We start from the raw sequence: 19736 nt of genomic DNA, 5'->3' as shown, positions 1-19736 counted from the left end.
CGGATCGGGAGCAGCGGCTGGTCCGCCGCGCGCTTCCGGCGCGGGCTGCCCGAAAATGGGCCTTCGAGTGGTGCTCTGCGAGGCCCGAGCTTGGTCGTCAACCTCGCCCTACCCTGCGTTCGCCTGTTCGGGTCCTCACTCGACGGGCGGCCCCGGACGCGTCGCGCTCTCGATGATCGCCTCCCACGACTTGCCCATCGCGCGCAGGGACTCGATCGAGGGGCCGATCTCGTTCCCGTAGACCCTCACCGTGCGCTCGTAGATGCGGGTCCGGTGCGGCTCGGGGGTCTGCTCCTTGAACAGGGAGGCCAGTCGCCTGCGCTCCGCGTGCATCGCCCGCGCGATGGCCTCGGCGGAGGCGCCGCGGCGGCGCATCTCAGCCGCGTGCTCGCGCAAGTCGCGCACGGCTTGCTCGTACTGGGACCGCAGGCTCATCGACGGTGTGGCCCTCGTGACCGACGCGATCGGACGATCATGCATCGTTCTGCGTCGGCCTCCCACCTGTAGCGGCCCTCCCGCGGCCAAGCCGAACGAGTTTCGGGTTCGGCTCGAAGGCGATGGCGCTTGATCGCCCCGGGTGTGCGGGTGCACGATGCTCCTTAGGTTTTAACCAAACTAGGCTGGCGCGTTCGAGGGGCAGAGCCAAGCCCCTCGTCTCTGACAATTTGCGGGCGGTGGTAGAGCCACGTGCCCCCGGAACCGGCTCTGTGCAGCCGCGCACAGATTTCTGGTTGGCGGGCTTCAGGCTGTCCTCAACACCACGGCGGAGCCCAGCCGGAGAGGCAGCCAACCCGCGAGGGAGATGCCCCATGAACACGTGCCAACAGGACCGCGCTTCAACGTCAAAGCAAATCAGAACGTCAGAGGAGATCGGGCTCTTGACCGATGAAGAACTTGATGGAATTGCGGGCGGGTTCTTCAAGAGGATCTTAGGAATATCATCAAATTCTACGGCAGGACAGAGCGATCCTGTGCAGATGTTTGGCCAAATATCGCAGCAACTGACGAAAGGAACAGACTGAGCAAAACAGTTGCAATAGCAGACTTCTCATGGCGTGCCCGAGCGCAACACGAACAGGACACCCGTGAGCTCGGCGCGGCCGCTAAGGCGCCAACCCTGGTTCTGTTAGAAGCTCTCAATCGTGTTGGGGACATCTTCGGCCCGCTCAGCTCCGGTAGCGGCGGGCCTTTTCTATCCTGGATCAATGTGCGGGCCTGAAGCGGCATCCCTAATGTTGTGCCTATCTGGGTCCCCGTTGGCGCCGGCAAGATGCCCGCGGCCATTTGGTGAACTTAAATCGAACTTAATGCAAAATAAAACGTCGCAGTTTTACGCGCAAGTACAGCCGCATTTAAGAGGTGGTCGCGTTTTATGCTACGGGAGAGAAGGACGCTCCCTATGCTGCGCATACGAAATCGTGCAGTGCTGCGCCTGGAAAGGCTACTTGCCAACCGTGAGGCAAATCAGGATGCCTTTTCCGCACGCCAGCGAAGACCTAAGAAGGGTGCCGAATTAAGATCAGTTCTGGTTATGCCGATCGGCATGCTTCATCTGACAGCGAGGCGGCCGATTTGGATAGCGATCGTGCTGATGGCCGCGTTCATACTGTTAACCCAGACTGACTGTGCCATACGGAGGCGGTACGGACTCCTGTTCTACGGGTCGGACGTGAACACCTGCACACAGCAGGAGGCGTTGAACCGGATCAAGAACATCACCGCTTTCTTGGACACTCGGGCGAGCGAGTTGAGCTTGAGGTAGTTCTCGCCTGAATACGAGAAGGGCAGCGTCCGTGTCCCCCTTAAGCGGTGCGGCCGCCCTCATCCGGCCACGGCACGTCCCACCCTACGACGCGATAACTCGCCGGTAGCGGGCCGGACACGCATGCCCCAGCTGTATTTCGCGTGCAGCCGGGCGTAGACGCCCAGCATGTCGCGCACCACGCCGACCGGCTTCGCGCCGCAGGCCGAGCAGCGCACCCGCAGGGCGATGTCGAGAAAGGGCAAGTCGGCCGGGAAGCGGTCCGTGCTGATCGTCGCCTCGTGGCCGCAATCGGTCGCGTTGCAGTGCACGAAGGCCGTGCGGTCGCCCTCCTCGGACCGGGGCCAGCCGATCGTGGGCGGTGGTATCTCGCGGCCCTGCTCGTCGCAGGCGCGGCGGGGATTGCGTGCGCGTATCAGCCGGCCCCCCGGAAGGACCGTGATCGTCGCTACTCGGCCGAGGCGATCACGACGTGCAACCAGCGGCTCACAGGTGCTTCGAAGTTGCCGGCCGCATCCGCCGTCTGAGTTGCACCAGCAATCGGCTGTGCGGCGAGCAGGGCGATGGCGATGACCGCGTACACGGCGGCGAAGGACAGAACGGTCCTGAGATTGGCATCCATCGCACGGCTTCCTTGGGTGGCGAGCGCTGGACTTGGTGTATGCCCAAAAGGCCAAGCTTTCATCACTCATTCGGGTGAGAGCGCCCTCCATGAGGGTCGGGAGCGAGGGCGTGATTGTCTCGCTCAACCGGCCCGCGCCAGTAGGATGGCCGCGCGCACCGCCATCCGTCGCTGCGCCTCAAGGGCGTTCGTCAGGACCAGCCCCCCGGGCGTGGATGTTCGCAAGGATCACCGCCGCGAGGTCCACGGCGACGCCTTCGGCGATCAGGCGCAGTCCCGGCGTGGGATCGTCGAGGTAGCCGGAGACTGCGGCGTTCACACGCTCGTCGGTGACGGCCTTGGACATGAGGGTGATGTACAGCCCTGTATGCTACCGCCCACCGACGGAAACTTGCGTTTTAGTGACCGCAGAAAGCAGCACTGCTCGCCGCGGTTCCCATGCAGAACATTTCCTCTGACAGGTGCATGATTTCAACATAAGCCTCCCGACCCATTTTCTGCACTGTGGGCCTAAGTACCTCGAACTCGAAATACGCGAAGGCTGCAACGGCAACAAGAGCGGCCCACTGAGGCGCCTCTTTCTTTGGCGACGGCCGTAGATAGTGCACGGACATGGCTCGCCTACAAATTTGTTATAATCAGATTTGCAGCGTGTTCTCCTGGAGTGCGTTGCGCATCAGCCATTTAAAGTAGGGATGCCGAGCCTATCGGGCCAACGACACCTGCTACGCTCATTCTATGGTGTCCCATCTACCCGGGTAGAGCCCATGGAACAGATGGCCGGCCGCCTTGCGGCTGAACAGGGTGAACCGGCGCCGCCGCTGGTGCTCGGGCCGGTCGTGCAGCATGTGCCAGCGCTGGCAGGAGGCGGCGAGGTTGCCGGGCGCGCCGTCGGCCGTGTCGTGGTTGAGGTGCGCCGTCGCCAGGACCACGCGGGTGAACCGGACGGTGTGGAGCAGGTCCTCCGGGAGCATGCGGCTGCGCAGGATGCGGCCTCGCCCGTCGCGCCGCATCTCGGTCGCGGCGTCGAACCAGCGCCCGCCCTGAAGGCGACCCGTTGCAGGTGGGGCCGCCCGCAGCCCTCGCAGCGCCCTCCGGCGGACCGGAAGCGGATCACGTCGGAGAGCTGGGGCCAGTCGATCGGGTCGAAGCCGCGGTGCTCGGGTCGGATCGGCACGGGTGAGATCGGCGCCCTGATCGGCGCAGGCTACGGCGGAGTTCGTGATCCCGCTAGGCCGCCTTCCCGAACTCCCAGACGGTCACGCCGCGGCAGCGCCCGGGCTTGGCCTTCCGCGAGGTCCAGAGGTGTGTCGTCAGGTACGCCTCCGCCAGCTCGAACACCGGGTAGGAGCAGGGCATCATCACGCCGCAGCAGTCGCCCCGGACGATGCCGGCCTGCGGGTGCACCGAGAACAGGGTGAGCGCGTCCCAGCCGAGCCGCGCCGCCTCGGCGCCGAACTCGTCGACGAAGCGGCGGCAGTTCTCCAGGCTGGTGGCCCAGTCGTCCAGGCGGAAGCCGGGGCAGGGCGGCTGGCCGGGGGAGAGGGAGGCGAGGCCGCGGCTCCACGCGCAGACCAGGGCGGCGGGATCGGCGATCGGGCCAGTGGTCCGCATGACGGCCCGATACTCCCCCGAGGTGTAGTGGGGCCTGCCGAGCGTGCCGGCCTACATCGGCCTCGCCACCAGGATCGCCGCGAAGTCGAGCGCCACACCCCGTGCGATCAGCCGCTACTCCACGGGCAGGATAGCCAGGACGGTCTCGGCCTCCACACGGATGCAGAGGGTCCAGCCGTCTCCGAGGTGCGCCAGCACGCCATTGGCTCGCATCTCCCGGATCACGGATTCGGCCGCCTCCAGGGCCTGATCCAGGTTCGTGGCCTCGACCCCCTCCTCGTCCCGGATGGTAGTGACCCCGTCGGCGAGGTCGAAGTAGAAGTGCCGCATGACTAGGTCCTTTTCTGCGAGGACGGGAGTGCGCGGCTCCGTCCGGCAGGCTACGTATCCGACAGCAAGTTAATCCGCATACTTCGTTTATGTAAGCTTAATCCGCGCAACGAAGACTTTCGAAATCAACTGCACGATCACGCATAGGCCGTAACGACTACATGACTTTGGGAACGTTGCGCTATATAGCAGGATTAGGGCAGAATAGGTTGTGTAGTCACACCGACATGTCGCCCTGCCTAAGAGGCTGGGCTCTCTGTTGAATATGCGGGCTCTCTGGCGCCGGGAACCCGATCGATGCGCGACCCGTTCATGACCGAAGCACATGACGCGACTGACAATTCATCAGAGAGAAGCGAGAGAATTCGTGACCATATTAGAAAATTTGTAAGAAAATCGATAGATAAACAAGGGCCGAAACACGAATTCATAGTCGGCGAGATCAAAGATATTTATCGTGTAGTGTATCGATCGTTCCCCGTCATAGGGCCGTTGCGGAGACTGCGGCCCGGCACCAGGCGTGCCCGCATCGGTTCAGGAAGGGTATACCCCTGGCGAACCAGCCCGGAGCTGGTTCAACAGGGCCCGCGTGACCCTTCAACAGGCACGGGCGAAGGCGCAGGGCCTCTGCCGGGGCCGGGCGGAGGACACGGAGCGCAACGCGGGGATCGCCGCGATGCTGTCAGCCGGGATGACGTGGTCTCAGGTTCAGGCGGCGACCGGGTACAATCGGGCTCACCTTGCCACGATCGCCAAGCGGGTCGGAGCGAGGCGACGCCGCTCAGCTGCCCCGCCATGATCGCCGTGACCTGGGGCACCAGCTCCCCAGCGCCCCCTGTGGTCTCCTGCACTCGTTTGCCGAGGAGGTCACCCGGCCGAGGCATGCCGCACCGCCGCGACCAGATCAGCTTGCCCGTTCCGTCCAGCAGCATGACGACCGCGTCAGACTGCGAGAACAGTTCGCAAGCCCGGTCCGCGGCCGCCGCGACTGCCGTCTCCTCGGTGACGGCGCCCAGTTCCTCATGATCGGTCACAACGCTGGCGCCGTCTGGCCGTGGTCAGAGTAACCAGAGCTGGAAGTGCGACGTGGGCGGGCTACGAGACATGGTGCCAGTGTGCTCGCGGTGACACACCGGGGCAAGCTTCTGTGCTGAGTTTGTCGCACAGACCAGGGTAGTTCCACAGCTTACTTCAACGTCCGCGCATGCTCCGGACAGCTTGACCGCTAACATTCCGAGGCACTTACGGCCGCTATTTGCAGCGTGCACAACTTAATTACCGGCCTCAGATGGATGCGGTCTGAGCAAGCCCTAAGCCGCCTATCCGAGTTGCCAAATCACTCAACACTCGATATGGCCAGCCTCAATAAAAAAGAGAGGGCGGCGGTGATTGCGGAAACAATGGCAAGTGTCGGCCTTATTGGCGCGGCGAGCGCAAGCTTCGCTATAATAATGCTGCTTCTTCACTAAGCACGGCGGCGCCTTGTCTCAGTTTTAACCAAATTTTAAGGCGCCCGGTCGGCGCGCTTACCGCCGCGTTCGTCTTCCCTCTTGACCCGGTGTCGCAGCAGCGTGGCTTCAGCAAGCTCAGCCAGCCGGAGCGAACTCGGCGAGCCGTTGCCGGCCGCTATCGCTCCACCGGGGCTGCTGCTCGACGACGTGCCCCAGCAGCTGCTGCTGCGATTTGCCGGCCTGAGCGCCCGGGCCCGGCAGCAGCGTGAGGACGAGCTGGCGCATCGGCTCGACCGTGCCGCTCTCCTGGCGGTTGCGGCATGGCTACGGGCACAGCACGGACCGATCCCGCTTTGCTCAATCCCGGTTCGCCCATCCCCGCCGGAACCGCTCCAGGGCACGCTACAGGCCTCGGTCGGCCGTGCCGAATGACGTGGTCGCAGATCCAGGCGGCGACCGGGTGCCGCCGGGCGCACATCGCCAAGATCGCCCAAAGAGCGGCTCCGTAACCGCGCCTATGCGGATGGGCCGGTCTCACGCGTGCGAGCAGCTATACAACCACTCGCACGGTTGGAGCAGCCTTAGCTTAGGGCGGAGGTTGGGCTAGGAGTGGGGCTGACGCATGTGCGTCTGAGCACATCGGGTGGCGTGTTGGACTTGCATTCTCTCGGAGGGCAATGATGTTGCCTCGGGAGGCTTCTATGCTCAAATCCTTGAAACAGCTCACACTTAGAAAGCCAGAGAATAAATCAAAGTATTGCACTCATAATACCTTGAGCAACGACGAGCTCTCCGAAACCGTAGCTGGATTAAATCCTCAACCTATTCCTCCGGGCTTCTCTGCAAGCAGCAGAGTTAGCAATGTTTTTGGGATTATATTTCAAGACAAGCCTGTCATACCTTTGCACATCCAGATCAAACAATGCGATTAGCTGCAGCGTTCGCGTAAGTCGCCAGCTTGGCGACTTACGCCACCCCGCCCGACAGCGCGTGAAGCAGCCAGGTCGGTCGCACCGGCAGTTAGCTTCGAGACCCAGGAGGCGCATCGCCGACCATGGCCAAGCCGCAGGATCCTCGACCGTGGTACCGCAGCCGTTTCGTGACGTTCATTGCGGGCGGTCTCGGCTGGTTCGCCAGCACCGCCGTCAAGCGATACCTGGAGGCAGAATTTGGATGGGGCGCGGGAACACAGTTCATCGTTCAGGTGGTGGTCGCCGGGCTGGTTGCGATGCTCATCCTGTGGCTCGTCGAGCGAGCGGTGTCGTGACCGCCCTTGCGCGCGGCCGATCGGTCACCGTCCCTGCCACCCTGACTGTGTTTTCTGGCGAGGGTCGGGTGCGGGTGGTGCGGATCAGCGGCGGCCTCCCCAGTGACCTGACCGGCTGGCTTCGGTCCGGGCTGATTGAGAGGATCAGCCCGGACCGAAGGAGTCGGACATGCGGCGAGGTCAGAAGACGAGCGCGGAGCAGGTGATGCTCAAGCTGCGCCAGATTGAGGTGCAGACGGCACAGGGCAAGAGTTGGGCCCTGGCCTGCACGGAGGCGGAGATCTCCGAGCAGAGCTATGACCGCTAGAGCAGCACCCGATCACGTTGCAATCGGGTGCTGCTCTCGATCTTTGATCTTGCCGCATTTTCTGCGACGAACCGGCATCCACTTCGTCGGAAAATGCTCTAGCACAAGGAGTACGGCGGTCTCCAAGTTGATCAGGCCAGGAAGATGAAGGACTTGGAGCGCGAGAACGCGCGGCTGCCGCGGCTCGTGGCCGATCTCTCGCTGGAGAAGCAGGTCCTGGCGGACGTCGCCTCGGGAAACTCATAGCCCCCGAGCGACGCCGGCAGGCGGTGGACGGCATCCGAGAAGTACGGCCTCTCGGAACGTCACGCCTGCCGGATCGTCGGCCAGCACCGGGGCACGCAGCGTTACGTGCCCACGCCGCCGGCCGACGAGGCTGCGCCGACCCGTGCCATCGTCGCCCTGGCGTCCGAGTACGGACGCTACGGCTACCGCCGTGTCACCGCACTGCTGCAGGCAGCCGGCTGGCAGGTGGGCAAGGATCGGGTTCAGCGCATTTGGCGTCGCGAGGGGCTGAAGGTCCCCAGCCGACAGAGACCACGTAGCCGCCGGTGGCTGAACGACGGCTCGTGCGTGCGGCTGCGACCGCTCCACCGCACCACGTCTGGAGCTTCGACTTCGTGCAGGGGCAGACCCACGACGGCCGGAGCTTGCGCATCCTGACGCTGATCGACGAGCACAGCCGGGCGTGCCTGGTTCTGAAAGTGGCACGGCGGATCAACAGCCTCGGCGTGCTCGAGGCGTTGGCCGACGCCATGTGCCTGCACGGCGTCCCCGAGCACGTTCGCTGCGACACCGGCCCTGAGATGATCTCGAAGACGCGACGCAAATGGCTCGCCAAGACCGGCCCGCAGATCCAGTACATCGCGCCGCGCTCTCCATGGGAGAACGGGTTTTGCGAGAGCTTCTACGGCAAACTGCGCGACGAGTGCCTGAAGCAGGAGATCTTCTACGCGTTGAGGGACGCGCAGACCGTGATCGGGTTACGGCAGAACACCTGCAACCGCGTCCGGCCGCATTCGTCCCTGGGCTATCGCCCGCCCGCGCCTGTCACCTTCCCGGATCCGGCCTTCCGGCTACCCCTGGCAACGGCCATGCAGTAGCCTCGCACTCGGCCCGGTCCAAAATACCGATCAGGTCAATTGAGCGGGGAGGGGCAGAAGCGGTAGGATGATCTCGTGCTATGCGGGTCCAAGTGTTCTGGCCAGGGGCATCCAACGTCCCGACCACCATCCCGGTCAGGGTGCTTGCGGCCAATACCGCCCGTCTCCCTTGTCCCGCTTCAGAGCTTTCGCCCTGCGCAGTATCATTCGACCAAGTTAATCGTGTTGGCGTCAGCCAGAGTGCATCCTCGTGCCGGCGGCGCTGAAGCTTGGCTTCGAGACCTTGGAGCGCCACACGCGCAGTACATCGATCCAGGTCGAGCCGTCGGACTCCGCGCCCCTGATGCTGAGCGCGAGGCTTCCCGTGCCACCTCACCGGCCATCCGACCATGACGCAGGAATACGATTTCATCATCGTCGGTGCCGGCTCGGCCGGAAACGTGCTGGCCGCCCGGTTGACCGAGGACGCGGACGTCAGCGTCCTGCTCCTGGAGGCGGGTGGTCCCGACTACCGCTTCGACTTTCGCACCCAGATGCCAGCGGCGCTCGCCTATCCACTCCAGGGGCGGCGCTACAACTGGGCGTATCTCACCGATCCGGAGCCTCACATGAACAACCGGCGCATGGAGTGCGGCCGGGGCAAGGGGCTCGGCGGCTCGTCGCTGATCAACGGCATGTGCTACATCCGCGGCAATCCCCTCGACTACGACGGCTGGGCGCGATTGCCCAGCCTCGCGGACTGGTCCTACGGCGATTGCCTGCCGTACTTCCGCAGGGCGGAGACACGCGACCTTGGGCCGGACACCTATCACGGCGGAGACGGACCGCTCTACGTCACCGCGGCCAAGCCCGGCGGAAACGTTCTGTTCGAGGCCATGATCGAGGCCGGCGTGCAGGCGGGCTACCCCCGCACCGCGGACCTCAACGGCTACCAGCAGGAAGGCTTCGGTCCGATGGACAGGAGCGTCACCGCGAAGGGACGCCGGTCAAGCACCGCCCGGGGCTACCTCGACCAGGCGCGGGAGCGGCCCAACCTCACTATCGTCACCCACGCACTCACCGACCGCATCCTGTTCAATGGCAAACGCGCGAGCGGCGTCGTCTATCTGCGCGGGAACAAGGAGCCGTCCTTTGCGCGGGCACGCCGCGAGGTGCTGGTCTGCTCCGGCGCGATCGCCTCGCCGCAGATCTTGCAGCGCTCCGGCGTCGGGCCTGCCAATCTCCTGCGCAATCTCGACGTCCCCCTCGTTCTCGACCTGCCCGGCGTCGGCGAGAACCTGCAGGACCATCTTGAGATGTACGTGCAATACGAGTGCCGGCAGCCCGTCTCCCTGGCACCCGCCCTCAAGCCCTGGAACCAGCCCGCCATCGGCGCGCGATGGCTGTTCGCGGGGACGGGGATCGGCGCAAGCAACCAGTTCGAAGCGGGCGGCTTCATCCGCTCCGACTCCGAATTCGCCTGGCCGAACTTGCAATATCACTTCCTACCGCTGGCGATCAGCTACAACGGCAGCCACGCGGTGAAATCGCACAGCTTTCAGGCCCATGTCGGCTCGATGCGCTCACCGAGCCGGGGTCGGATCCGGCTCACTTCGCGGGACCCGCACGCCCATCCGAGCATCCTGTTCAACTACATGTCGGCCGACCAGGACTGGCGCGAGTTCCGCGTTGCGATTCGGATCACCCGCGAGATCATGGCCCAGCCGGCCCTTGATCCGTACCGCGGGCGCGAGATCAGCCCAGGCGCGGCGCTACGTTCCGACGCGGAGCTCGACGCCTTCGTGCGCGCCCATGCCGAGACCGCCTACCACCCTTCCTGTTCCTGCAAGATGGGCGAGGATGCGATGGCGGTGGTCGACGGCCGGGGCCGGGTGCATGGGCTGGAGGGTCTGCGCGTGGTCGACGCCTCGATCATGCCGCAGATCGTCACGGGCAACCTCAACGCCCCGACGATCATGATCGCGGAGAAGATCGCCGACGACATTCGCGGCCGGACCCCCCTGCCGCGCAGCCAGGCAGCCTATTTCGTGGCCGGCGATACGCCGCCGCGGAGGAGGCCGGTTCGCGCAAGCTGAGACTTTGCGCTTCGCTGTCGACGAGAGGTGGCTCGGTTCTCTGAACAGCACCCTGAGCGCATGTATCCTGCATCTTCAGGGCGAAGGATCAGCGGGACGCAGCGCGGCGCGGATCGCGTCGAGGCCGTCGGTCAGTGCCGCCGGTCCAGGCTGCAGGATCAGCGGCGACTTGACTTCGGTGATCCGCCCGCGCGCCACCGCCGGAATGGCCGACCAGCCCGGACGGGCCGCGATGCGGCTCGGCACCACCTTCTTCCCGCACCAGGAGGCGAGGATCACCTCCGGTGCGGCCGCGACCACCGCGTCGGGCGACACGATCCTGTCCTTCGCCGCCGCCTGCCGCGCCAGGTCAGGAAAGACGTCCTGTCCGCCTGCGACGCCGATCAACTCCGAGACCCAACCGATGCCGGAGATCAGCGGATCGTCCCACTCCTCGAAATACACCCGCGGACGAGGCCGTCCCTCGGCTTCGGCCGCGACGCGCCCGAGGCGCTCCTCGTAGCCCCGCGCGAGGTCCTCGGCCCGTCCGGGCGCCCCCACGAGGGCGCCGAGGGTGCGGATCATCGCCAGGATGCCGGCCACGTCGCGCTGGTTGAACAGGTGCACGGCGATCCCGGCGCGGGCGAGGTCGGCCGCGATGCCGGCCTGCAGGTCGGAGAAGGCCAGTACGAGGTCGGGCGACAGCGCCAGGATCTTGGGCAGGTCGGCGCTGGTGAAGGCCGAGACGCGCGGCTTCTCGCGCCGCACCCGCGGCGGCCGCACCGCGTAGCCCGAGACCCCGACGATGCGATGCTCCTCGCCGAGGAGGTAGAGGGTTTCGGCCGTCTCCTCGGTCAGGCAGACGATCCGCTCCGGCGGGAAACCGCGCACGACCCTTCTCTCACGCGCTCTGCAGCCTGCGAGCCGCCCATCTGTGCGCGACCTCTTCGCCGGCCGCTTGCAGCAGCACGAAGCCGCCTAAGGCAGCGAGGTTGATGAGAAAGAGGTGTGCGACCACCGAGGGCGCGAACGCCTCCGCGTCGCCTGGCAGCACGAAGCCTGCCGTACACAAGGCGAGTTCGCAAGCCAGGAAGGCGATGACCAACGACGGCAGAATGGCGGGCCATTCGGCTCTCACGAGCCGGGATGTGGCCGCGGCGGCGGCCCAGGCCAGCAGCATCCCCGAGCCGATCGCCAGGCCCCAGCCGATCGTGCTCGGGTCGAGTGGGTAGCCATGTAGGCCAAAGCCGACGGCTTGGTTCGTCAGCCAGACGGCAGTTATGAGAAGGAGACCGGCCCGGCGGGGTAGCCGGAGGGCTGCCCAGGTCGCGAAGGCCGCGAAAGGTGTGGCGCAGGCCAGGGCACTGCTCGCCATCGCCGCGGCCATTACGGGAAGGCCGACGCCCGCGGCGCTCCGATAGTGAGCCACCGCGGCATCCGCCCAATTGGCGCGCCCATGAGGATGTCCAGCCACGTCAGCCTCGCCCGTCAGCACACGCCTTCACCTCTCCTACGCGCGCTGGCCGCGCGATGCACGCCGGTCCACCCGCCCGTCACCCGCGCTTTGATCCGGCGCCGCCGCGCGAGCTCGCTTTTCCGGTAGGCATGGAAGATCGGCGCCGCGGCAGGATGGAAGCCGAATATGGCCCCTATCACCAGCAGCGCGATCATCAGATCCCAGGCGCGCCCAGGAAGGGGTGGCAGCCAGGATCTGGGGTAGCTGTTCCTGGGTGACCCGAGCAGCCCTGAGGGCCCGCAAGGGGAGGGCGTACCAGGGTGAACGCGCAAAGTGCCGAGCGAGCTCGGCGCTTCGATCGGCAGAAAGCCCAGAGTACCGTCCCAACGGCCGTCTCTGGTGGCCGGTGCCCTGCCCCGAGGCGCTGCTAAGCCCTCCATCCCACATCCGAACCGAGCCCGGGCTTATATCCGCCCCTCCCATTGGAGGTTAGACGTGTCGGGGTCGACACCCGCGTTTGCAGGATTCAGCAGTGGCTTGGCCGGTTGAGCGACAGCCCCGGGGCAAGTCGCGCGCCTTAAGCTACTCGATAGCGGCAGATATTTTATTTCTTGCAAGTTTTACGGGTTATGAATATGCAATGAGAATAATAGCGCTCACTGCATCGCGGCTCCGTGCAACACGGATGCAACGCGAAGCCAGCCTTCTCAGCGGTCCGGAGGCAGCTCACAGGCCTCCTCTCGTCACGTCGGTCGCGCAATGCGCCGGCTCTCACAGCGCCTCAGGACGGGCGTGGGCGACCATCGACCGGACGTGCTGGCCGGGGGGCAGGGGAGGGCGAACTGCCCACCTTGTCGCCGCCGCTCGCTTCTCGGGCAGTGAACTCCGGCCCAGTCCTGGTGCGTCCGGGAGCGTCCCGGCGTAGCCTGCCGCGTGGCTGCGGAGGGCGAAGCTCATGGGTCCCGCACTGCTTCTTGAGACGCTCGAAGCCCGGATGACTGCGGTCGCCCAAGCCCTTGAGCACTTGACCTCGGGTGGCAATCCCGCGGCCGAAATCGAGAACGTCCGAGCCCAGCTCGTCGAGATCCTGCAGCTCGTCGCGCGTGATCCCGGCATCCATGCCGCGGCGGATGATCTCTGCTCCTGCGCCCGCGCGTACGCCGCAGCGGAGGCGGATGAGCCAGGGGTAATAGGCCGCCGAAAGCGGCTCCTGACCGAGGCGTACTCACAGCTCTGGCACAGGCTCGGAATGGCGCACCTCGGCTCGGATGGTGTGAGAACGGCACCGGAGTGAACGAGTCGGCCGAGCTGATGCCAATACGCCGCGACCAGGGGCGGGTCGACGTGCGACGGCCTGCCACCGTTCACCACCCATTCCGGGTTCGCCCAGGCGGTGGCCGGGCCGGATCACTCCCGGCGTGTTCGGCTATGCGCCACTTCCTGGCCTCCGATCTTAAGTCGCAAAAGGTCGGGTCATGAGGCGAATGCGGACAGAAGGAGGGCCGCTTCACGAAAAGCTAGCCGAGTTCCTGACAGAGCGCCGTGCCACGAACCCGGCCGAGGCCGCGCCCCAATTCAAGTCCCGAGTCATTCGCCGTGTCGCCCTCCACAAGGTGCTCCTCTCACCCGACAATCTGAAGAAGATAGGCAGCCGAATCAGGAATAGGAAATGCTGCGACCGGCTGGAGGATGGTCGCTACGCCAGCAAGGCTGGCTGAGGTCCGCATCCGAGGCAGCGCAAGCCCTTCGGGCGCCGTTCGGGTCGGCACTGCCGCGGGAGCCAGGATCCCCACGATGCGTTGTCCCGTGCGCTGACTTAGGCTTGGCGGACCTCTACGGTGCCCGCCGACCCGGGGCCGCGCTCTACGCCACGGAGCCTCAACCGAACCGATGACCGATACTTCGACGAGCCCGCCGACCAGCGTGGGACCGCGCATCTCGACCGGCGTGGTCGGCCTGGACGATGTTCTCTGCGGCGGCCTGACGCCGAGCCGGCTCTACCTGCTGGAGGGCAATCCCGGGACGGGTAAGACCACCCTCGCGCTCCAGTTTCTCCGCGATGGCGCGGGTCGCGGCGAGCGCACCCTCTACGTTACCCTGTCCGAGACCGCCGACGAACTCCGGTCGGCGGCCGCGACCCACGGCTGGGCGCTCGACGGAATCGAGGTCTACGAGCTCGTCAATGAGATGGGCCTCGACCCCGATGGCGAGCAGTCGATCTTGCACCCCTCCGAGATCGAGCTCGGCGAGACCGTCAAGGAGGTCATCGCCCGGGTTGACGATCTGAGGCCTGACCGAGTCGTCTTCGACAGCCTCTCGGAGCTGCGGCTGCTAGCCCAGAACCCGCTGCGCTACCGGCGACAGATCCTCGCGCTCAAGCAGTTCTTCGCCACGCGGGCCTGCACCGTGTTGATGCTCGACGACCGTACCTCGGAGACGGGCGACCTGCAGCTCCACAGCATTGCGCACGGGGTGGTCTCCCTGGAGCAGGCGCCGCGCGAGTTCGGCTCTGAACGGCGGCGGCTGCGCATCGTCAAGATGCGCGGCATCAAGTTCCGCGGCGGCTACCACGATTTCGTCCTGGAGACCGGCGGCGTCCAGGTGTTCCCGCGCCTGATCGCGGCCGAGCACCGCTCAGCCTTCGACGCGAGGGCGCGCTCGACCGGCTCGGACGAACTCGACCTCCTGCTCGGCGGAGGCCTCGTGCCGGGAACCAACACGCTGCTGCTCGGCCCCTCCGGCGTCGGTAAGACCACGACGGCCATCCGCTGCATGGTGGCCGCCCTGGAGCGCGGAGAGAAGGCGACCTACTACCTGTTCGACGAGGGGCTGGCGACGCTGCTCGCTCGCTCCGCGATGCTCGGCATGGACCTGGCCCCGCATATCGAGGCCGGGCGCCTGACCATCACGCAGATCGACCCCGCCGAGCTCTCGCCCGGCGAGTTCTCCAGCATGACCAGGCAGGCCGTCGAGGAGCGTGGCTCGACCTTCGTCGTGGTCGACAGCCTCAACGCCTACCTGCACGCCATGCCGGGCGAGGAGTTCCTCATCCTGCAGATGCACGAGTTGCTGAGCTACCTGAACCAGCAAGGGATCACCACGCTCCTGGTCCTGGGCCAACACGGCGTCGTCGGCGAGGTGCGCACCGACGTCGACCTGAGCTACCTGAGCGACTGCATCCTGCTGTTCCGGTTCTTCGAGGCGAAGGGCGAGGTGCGCACGGCGCTCTCCGTGGTGAAGAGCCGCGTCAACGCGCACGAGCGGACCATCCGCGAGATGAAGCTGTCGGGGCACGGGATACAGGTCGGGAGGGCGCTGACCGACTTCGAGGGTGTACTCACCGGCTTGCCGTCCTACCGGGGCAGGGTGCCGATGCTGACGGGCGAAGCGCCTGCCGACGGCGAAGTCCGGTGACCGCATCGGTGGCGGACGACGAGCGCGTCCTCATCCTGGCGCCACGAGGGCGCGACGCCCTCGTGGCCGAGCAGGTGCTCACCCGGGCGGGCGCGCGCGCCGCCGCGTGTCCGGACCTGGCGAGTTGGTTGGACTGCCTCTCGGCCGGCGCGGGCGCCGCGCTCGTCACCGAGGAGGCGCTCGGCGCCGAGCCGGCTGAGTTGTTCGCGTGGCTCGACGCGCAGCCCGCCTGGTCGGATTTCCCCTTCGTCGTGCTGGCGACGCGCCAGACCGGGCCGCGCTCCGAAAGGGCCTCCGCGCTGCTCGCCCGGCTCGGCAACGTGGTCCTGCTGGAACGCCCCATCAACGCGGAGACGCTCGTCAGCGCCACCGCCTCCGCCCTGCGAGCGCGACGCCGCCAGTACCAGGCCCGCGAGCATCTCCTGGAGCGCGAGCGAGCCCAGGAGCAGCTTCGGCGCGCCAACGAGGACCTGGAGCGGCGCGTGGCCGAACGCACGGGGGAGGTCGAGGCCGCGCACGAGACCCTCGCCTTCGCACTCGACGCGGCCGGCATGGCGTCGTGGGACCTCGATTGCCGCACCGGCGCGTCGCGGCGCTCGCCCCGCTTCGACGCCGCCTTCGGCTACGTGGATGCGGCGCCACACTGGGACCGGAAGGCCCTGCTCGCCCACGTCGTGGAGGAGGACCGCGATGTGGCCGAGAGGGCGCTCGCGGCGACGGCGGCGACGGGCACGCTTGACCTGGAATGCCGCATCCGGCGCACCGACGGGGCGGTGCGCTGGATCGCGATGCGGGGGCAGGTGAAGCACGATGAGGCCGGCAAGCCCCTGCGCGTCGCCGGGATCCTGATGGACCGCACCGACCAACGGACCACCGAGGAGGCTTTGCGGCAAGCCCAGAAGATGGAGGCCATCGGGCAATTGACGGGCGGGGTCGCCCACGACTTCAACAACCTGCTCACGGTCATCGTGGGCGGCCTCGACATGATGCTGCGCCGGCCCGAGCAGGTCGAGCGGGTCAAGCGCCTGGCCGAGGCGGCCATGGGCGCGGCCAAGCGCGGCGAGCAACTGACCCAGCAGCTACTCGCCTTCTCGCGCCGGCAGATGCTGCGGCCGCAGACGCTCAACCCCAACCGCCTGCTGCTCGACTTCAAGCCTCTCGCCGAGCGCGCCGCGGGCGGGGCCGTCGAGCTGGTCTTCGACCTTGATCCGGCGCTCGACCCGATCCGCATCGACCCTGCGCAGTTCGAGGCGGCGGTGCTGAACCTGATCGTCAACGCGCGCGACGCGATGGAGGGGAGCGAGGGGCACCCCCGCATCGTGGTGACGAGCCGCAACGTCCACCTTGGGACTGGCGCCGTCACCGATCTGGGCGTGCCGCCCGGCCCCTACGTAGCGGTGTCGGTCACTGACACGGGCAGCGGCATCCCGCCTGATACGCTCCAGCGCGTGTTCGAGCCGTTTTTCACCACCAAGGAGGTCGGCAAGGGAACGGGGCTCGGGCTTAGCCAGGTGTACGGCTTCACGCGCAGCGCCAGGGGTTTCGCGCAGATCGAATCGGAGATCGGCAAGGGCACGACGGTTCGCCTGTACTTCCCGCGCTCCACCGACCCGGCCGACGAGGAGGCCGGAATCGGGCCCGTCGGCGCGATCCCACTTCGCCGCGCGGGTGAGGGCGATACGGTGCTCCTGGTGGACGACGACGAGCAGGTGCTCGGGATGGCCGTCGAGAGCTTGGAGGAATTGCGCTACCGGGTCATCGTCGCCCGCAACGCCGCCGAGGCGTTGGAGCATCTCAAGGGTGTGGAGCGCATCGACATCCTGTTCTCGGACGTGGTCATGCCCGGCGGCATGAACGGGTCGCAGCTTGCGGCCGAGGCACAGCGGGTGCGCCCGGGCATCAGGATCCTGCTCACCTCCGGTTACGTGGCGAATCCCGACGAGGGGCAAGTCATCGGCCAGGGCAAGTTGCCCGTGCTAAACAAGCCGTATCGCCGCGACGAGCTCGCCCGCTCGCTTCGGCTGGTGCTCGGGGGCGAGGGCGGTTGAGGCCTTCTCGACGAGAGCACCAGGACACCTCTTGTCCTCTACTCGCCCTCAAGTCGACTTATGAGACCTGTGCGCGAAGCGCTCGAAGACAACATCTTGGGCCTGCCTTGTCCAAAGAGATACCAGGAATGGTAGCTCTCCTGAGTCGCGCACTTCTGCTCGGCCCGGCCCGCCACGATCTTGGCGGCCCGCCATGGCCCGATGCCGGAGACCTCCTGAAGCCGGTCGGGTTCGGCCTCGATGAACTCGAAGGTGTTCTCGCCGAACGCGGCGACGATGCGCTTGGCCATGGCGGGGCCGATCCCGCGCATGTAGCCGGAGGCGAGGTACTTCTCGATGCCCGCGGCGCCGGTCGGCGGGGTGGCTTTCAGGGTCTCGGCTAGAGCTGGAGGCCGTGGGCGCGGTCGGTGATCCAAATTCCTGTCGCCGTGATCCAATCGCCCGCGCCGATCGCGGGCGCATGCCCGACCACCGGCACGAGGTCGCGCTTGCCGCGAGCGTGCACCTTGAGCACGCGGAAGCCGGTTTCGGGCGGGTGGAACGTCACGCGCTCGACCGTGCCCGCGAGGGCCTCGATCGGGCCGTTCCTCTCGACCTGCTTGGGCCGGACCATCTGGTTCGTGTGTCCCCGCGGGACCCATGACCGGCTCCCGCCCCCTCAGCTAAGCAGAGCCACGAGACCACTTCCAGAGCTGGGCCACTGTCATCCGCCCGAACATGGTCCTTGTTTGGTCCCGCTTCCATCCCGGACTTGCGACGAGGTGCCGATCGGTGCGGGCCCAGTGGAGACGCATCGCACCCACGCACTCGTCCATAGCTCTCCAGCGCCCTTGAAGCTTGAGCAAAACCAAAGGCGATAGCGCATGGTGCGAAACCAAACAGCAACCAGAGGTGTTGATCGCCTACTGTGTCGCCGAAGGGCTGAGCGCCCGGGCTGCTGAGAGGTGGATGCGTATGATGTACCTCATGCGTGAGTCGTGCGAACTGATGCTCACGCCAGCCCGCGTCGCCGCAGACCTCGCGAAGCTCGCGTGCGAGAACCCGCTCAACCCTCTCACCTACACGGTAGCCGGCCGTTCGATTGCGGCCTCGTGTGAGATCTTCGAGCGGGCCACCCGCTCCTATCCCAAACCCGCCTTCGGCCTGCCGGCCGCGGAGCGGATCGTGTGGGAGCAGCCCTTCTGCCGGGTCATCGCCTTCGGCGAGCCGTGTGACAAGCCCAAGCTGCTGCTCGTGGCTCCCATGTCGGGCCACTACGCGACCCTGCTGCGGGGTACGGTGGCGGCCTTCCTCGACACGCATCAGGTGTTCATCACCGACTGGACCGACGCCAAGCAGGTGCCGCGCGCGGCCGGGCGCTTTGGGCTGGACGAGTACATCGACTACTGCATGGCGATGTTCGCGGCGCTCGGGCCGGACCTGCACGTCATGGCGGTCTGCCAGCCCTCGGTGCCCGTCCTGGCCGCCATTGCCCGCATGGAGGCCGAGAACCACCCCCTGGTTCCCCTCTCGGCGACGCTCGCGGGTGGTCCGATCGACACCCGTCGCTCTCCGACCGCGGTGAATGAACTGGCGCGGGAGCGCGGCATCACGTGGTTCCGGCAGCACTGCATCCATGCCGTGCCGCCGAGCCATCCGGGCAACGGCCGCGCGGTCTACCCGGGCTTCCTTCAGCTGGGAGGCTTCATGGGTATGAACCTCGACCGCCACCTGACCGCCCACTGGGACATGTTCAACCATCTCGTCGAGGGTGACGGCGACTCCGCGGCCAAGCACCGGGCCTTCTACGACGAGTACCTCGCCGTGATGGACCTCACCGCCGAATTCTACCTTGAGACGGTCGAGCAGGTGTTCATCAGCCACCGGCTCCCGCGGGGTGAGATGCAGCATCGCGGCAAGGCCGTCGACCTCGGAGCGATCCGCCGCTGCGCTCTAATGGCGGTGGAGGGCGAGAAGGACGACATCACGGGCGTCGGACAGACGCTGGCGGCTCTCGACCTCACGCCCAACCTGCCGCCCGAGAAGAAGGCGTACCATCTCCAGGCGGGAGCGGGTCACTACGGCATCTTCAACGGCTCGCGCTTCCAGGCCGAGGTTGTGCCGAAGATCAAGCACTTCATGGAGAGCAGCAGCGAGCGGCCCGCTGAGCGGGGAACGACTTGCGAAGAGGCATCCACGCTCGGGCTCGATCAGGACGAGGTCGACGCTCTCAATCGATCCGTGGCGTTGATCGTGTACAAAGCCCCACACCACTATCCTGTGGCTGGTACTCTGCAAGTTGCGGGGCAGTCCTGAGGCGAGGTCAAGC

The 19736-nt window shown here is 66.3% G+C and carries 17 protein-coding genes and 4 pseudogenes; 9 read left to right on the top strand and 12 right to left on the bottom strand.

From position 1 onward, the window contains the following. Positions 1–135: 135 nt before the first annotated feature. A complete protein-coding gene (locus M446_RS22715; RefSeq protein ID WP_012334448.1) occupies positions 136–435 on the bottom strand; it encodes a hypothetical protein in 300 nt (99 codons plus the stop codon). A gap of 443 nt (positions 436–878) precedes the next feature. Here M446_RS22715 and M446_RS38280 point away from each other — a divergent pair, with 443 nt between their 5' ends. After that, the gene (locus tag M446_RS38280) at positions 879–1022 is read left to right on the top strand and encodes a hypothetical protein (protein WP_168169170.1); all 144 of its coding nucleotides are present in this window, start codon (positions 879–881) and stop codon (positions 1020–1022) included. A gap of 799 nt (positions 1023–1821) precedes the next feature. Here the strand turns inward: M446_RS38280 and M446_RS35775 are convergent. The 7 genes and pseudogenes from M446_RS35775 to M446_RS38600 form a co-directional block, all read right to left on the bottom strand. Beyond that, entirely contained in the window at positions 1822–2073 is a 252-nt protein-coding gene (locus tag M446_RS35775; protein WP_012334446.1) for a hypothetical protein, read from the bottom strand. Positions 2074–2210: 137 nt separating this feature from the next. Then, a complete protein-coding gene (locus M446_RS38275; protein WP_012334445.1) occupies positions 2211–2384 on the bottom strand; it encodes a hypothetical protein in 174 nt (57 codons plus the stop codon). A 178-nt stretch (positions 2385–2562) separates the two neighbouring features. Next, a complete protein-coding gene (locus M446_RS38270; RefSeq protein WP_012334444.1) occupies positions 2563–2730 on the bottom strand; it encodes a hypothetical protein in 168 nt (55 codons plus the stop codon). A gap of 385 nt (positions 2731–3115) precedes the next feature. Beyond that, positions 3116–3561: pseudogene (locus tag M446_RS22700) on the bottom strand (hypothetical protein). A 53-nt stretch (positions 3562–3614) separates the two neighbouring features. Continuing rightward, on the bottom strand, positions 3615–3998 hold the full coding sequence (locus M446_RS22695; protein ID WP_012334443.1) for a hypothetical protein: 384 nt from the start codon (positions 3996–3998) through the stop codon (positions 3615–3617). A gap of 114 nt (positions 3999–4112) precedes the next feature. Beyond that, entirely contained in the window at positions 4113–4328 is a 216-nt protein-coding gene (locus M446_RS22690; RefSeq protein ID WP_012334442.1) for a DUF6894 family protein, read from the bottom strand. 1586 nt (positions 4329–5914) lie between these two features. Then, positions 5915–6064 (bottom strand): hypothetical protein, encoded by a 150-nt coding sequence (locus tag M446_RS38600; RefSeq protein WP_210161162.1) that lies wholly within the window; start codon positions 6062–6064, stop codon positions 5915–5917. Between the two features lie 769 nt (positions 6065–6833). Between M446_RS38600 and M446_RS22685 the strand changes: the two genes are divergently transcribed. The 4 genes and pseudogenes from M446_RS22685 (at position 6834) to betA (ending at position 10531) form a co-directional block, all read left to right on the top strand. Continuing rightward, positions 6834–7046, top strand: a complete 213-nt coding sequence (locus M446_RS22685; RefSeq protein WP_012334440.1) for a hypothetical protein — start codon at positions 6834–6836, stop codon at positions 7044–7046. A gap of 169 nt (positions 7047–7215) precedes the next feature. Further along, a pseudogene (locus M446_RS37500) lies at positions 7216–7354 on the top strand (IS3 family transposase); the annotation flags it as partial. A gap of 104 nt (positions 7355–7458) precedes the next feature. After that, positions 7459–8456: pseudogene (locus M446_RS22670) on the top strand (IS3 family transposase); the annotation flags it as partial. A 389-nt stretch (positions 8457–8845) separates the two neighbouring features. Beyond that, positions 8846–10531, top strand: coding sequence for a choline dehydrogenase (gene betA / locus M446_RS22665; RefSeq protein WP_012334439.1), 1686 nt, complete (start codon positions 8846–8848; stop codon positions 10529–10531). Positions 10532–10606: 75 nt separating this feature from the next. Here the strand turns inward: betA and M446_RS22660 are convergent, their stop codons facing one another. From M446_RS22660 to M446_RS37495, 3 genes are read right to left on the bottom strand one after another with little or no spacing between them, the layout of a single operon-like run. Next, positions 10607–11401: a cobalamin-binding protein gene (locus tag M446_RS22660; protein WP_012334438.1), complete on the bottom strand. Its 795-nt coding sequence runs from the start codon at positions 11399–11401 to the stop codon at positions 10607–10609. A gap of 10 nt (positions 11402–11411) precedes the next feature. Next, positions 11412–11939 carry a hypothetical protein gene (locus M446_RS22655; protein ID WP_236728647.1) on the bottom strand — a complete coding sequence of 176 codons (528 nt, stop codon included), beginning with the start codon at positions 11937–11939 and terminating at the stop codon, positions 11412–11414. A 59-nt stretch (positions 11940–11998) separates the two neighbouring features. Further along, positions 11999–12181 (bottom strand): hypothetical protein, encoded by a 183-nt coding sequence (locus M446_RS37495; RefSeq protein ID WP_150108715.1) that lies wholly within the window; start codon positions 12179–12181, stop codon positions 11999–12001. A gap of 740 nt (positions 12182–12921) precedes the next feature. On the opposite strand from M446_RS37495, the gene M446_RS22650 reads away from it, so the two are divergent. The 3 genes from M446_RS22650 (at position 12922) to M446_RS22640 (ending at position 17428) form a co-directional block, all read left to right on the top strand. Continuing rightward, on the top strand, positions 12922–13260 hold the full coding sequence (locus M446_RS22650; protein ID WP_012334436.1) for a hypothetical protein: 339 nt from the start codon (positions 12922–12924) through the stop codon (positions 13258–13260). A 596-nt stretch (positions 13261–13856) separates the two neighbouring features. Next, positions 13857–15380, top strand: a complete 1524-nt coding sequence (locus tag M446_RS22645) for an ATPase domain-containing protein (protein WP_012334435.1) — start codon at positions 13857–13859, stop codon at positions 15378–15380. After that, a complete protein-coding gene (locus M446_RS22640; protein ID WP_012334434.1) occupies positions 15377–17428 on the top strand; it encodes an ATP-binding protein in 2052 nt (683 codons plus the stop codon). The genes M446_RS22645 and M446_RS22640 overlap by 4 nt, the downstream gene beginning before the upstream one ends. A 140-nt stretch (positions 17429–17568) precedes the next feature. Here M446_RS22640 and M446_RS37490 read toward each other — a convergent pair. Then, positions 17569–18041 (bottom strand): annotated as a pseudogene (locus tag M446_RS37490) (helix-hairpin-helix domain-containing protein); the annotation flags it as partial. Between the two features lie 341 nt (positions 18042–18382). On the opposite strand from M446_RS37490, the gene M446_RS22625 reads away from it, so the two are divergent. Then, the gene (locus M446_RS22625; protein ID WP_012334433.1) at positions 18383–19723 is read left to right on the top strand and encodes a polyhydroxyalkanoate depolymerase; all 1341 of its coding nucleotides are present in this window, start codon (positions 18383–18385) and stop codon (positions 19721–19723) included. The last annotated feature ends 13 nt before the right edge of the window (positions 19724–19736 follow it).

This window comes from Methylobacterium sp. 4-46, assembly GCF_000019365.1.
GTDB lineage: Bacteria > Pseudomonadota > Alphaproteobacteria > Rhizobiales > Beijerinckiaceae > Methylobacterium.
Note: the sequence above shows the minus strand (reverse complement) of the source record. Positions and strands in the feature narration are given on the sequence as shown.

Coding starts and splice junctions, on each gene's coding strand:
- M446_RS22715 (WP_012334448.1), bottom strand. CDS start 435: ATGAGCCTGCGGTCCCAGTACGAGCAAGCCGTGCGCGACTTGCGCGAG.
- M446_RS38275 (WP_012334445.1), bottom strand. CDS start 2,384: ATGGATGCCAATCTCAGGACCGTTCTGTCCTTCGCCGCCGTGTACGCG.
- M446_RS38270 (WP_012334444.1), bottom strand. CDS start 2,730: ATGTCCAAGGCCGTCACCGACGAGCGTGTGAACGCCGCAGTCTCCGGC.
- M446_RS22695 (WP_012334443.1), bottom strand. CDS start 3,998: ATGCGGACCACTGGCCCGATCGCCGATCCCGCCGCCCTGGTCTGCGCG.
- M446_RS22690 (WP_012334442.1), bottom strand. CDS start 4,328: ATGCGGCACTTCTACTTCGACCTCGCCGACGGGGTCACTACCATCCGG.
- M446_RS38600 (WP_210161162.1), bottom strand. CDS start 6,064: ATGCGCCAGCTCGTCCTCACGCTGCTGCCGGGCCCGGGCGCTCAGGCC.
- M446_RS22685 (WP_012334440.1), top strand. CDS start 6,834: ATGGCCAAGCCGCAGGATCCTCGACCGTGGTACCGCAGCCGTTTCGTG.
- betA (WP_012334439.1), top strand. CDS start 8,846: ATGACGCAGGAATACGATTTCATCATCGTCGGTGCCGGCTCGGCCGGA.
- M446_RS37495 (WP_150108715.1), bottom strand. CDS start 12,181: ATGATCGCGCTGCTGGTGATAGGGGCCATATTCGGCTTCCATCCTGCC.
- M446_RS22650 (WP_012334436.1), top strand. CDS start 12,922: ATGGGTCCCGCACTGCTTCTTGAGACGCTCGAAGCCCGGATGACTGCG.
- M446_RS22645 (WP_012334435.1), top strand. CDS start 13,857: ATGACCGATACTTCGACGAGCCCGCCGACCAGCGTGGGACCGCGCATC.
- M446_RS22625 (WP_012334433.1), top strand. CDS start 18,383: ATGATGTACCTCATGCGTGAGTCGTGCGAACTGATGCTCACGCCAGCC.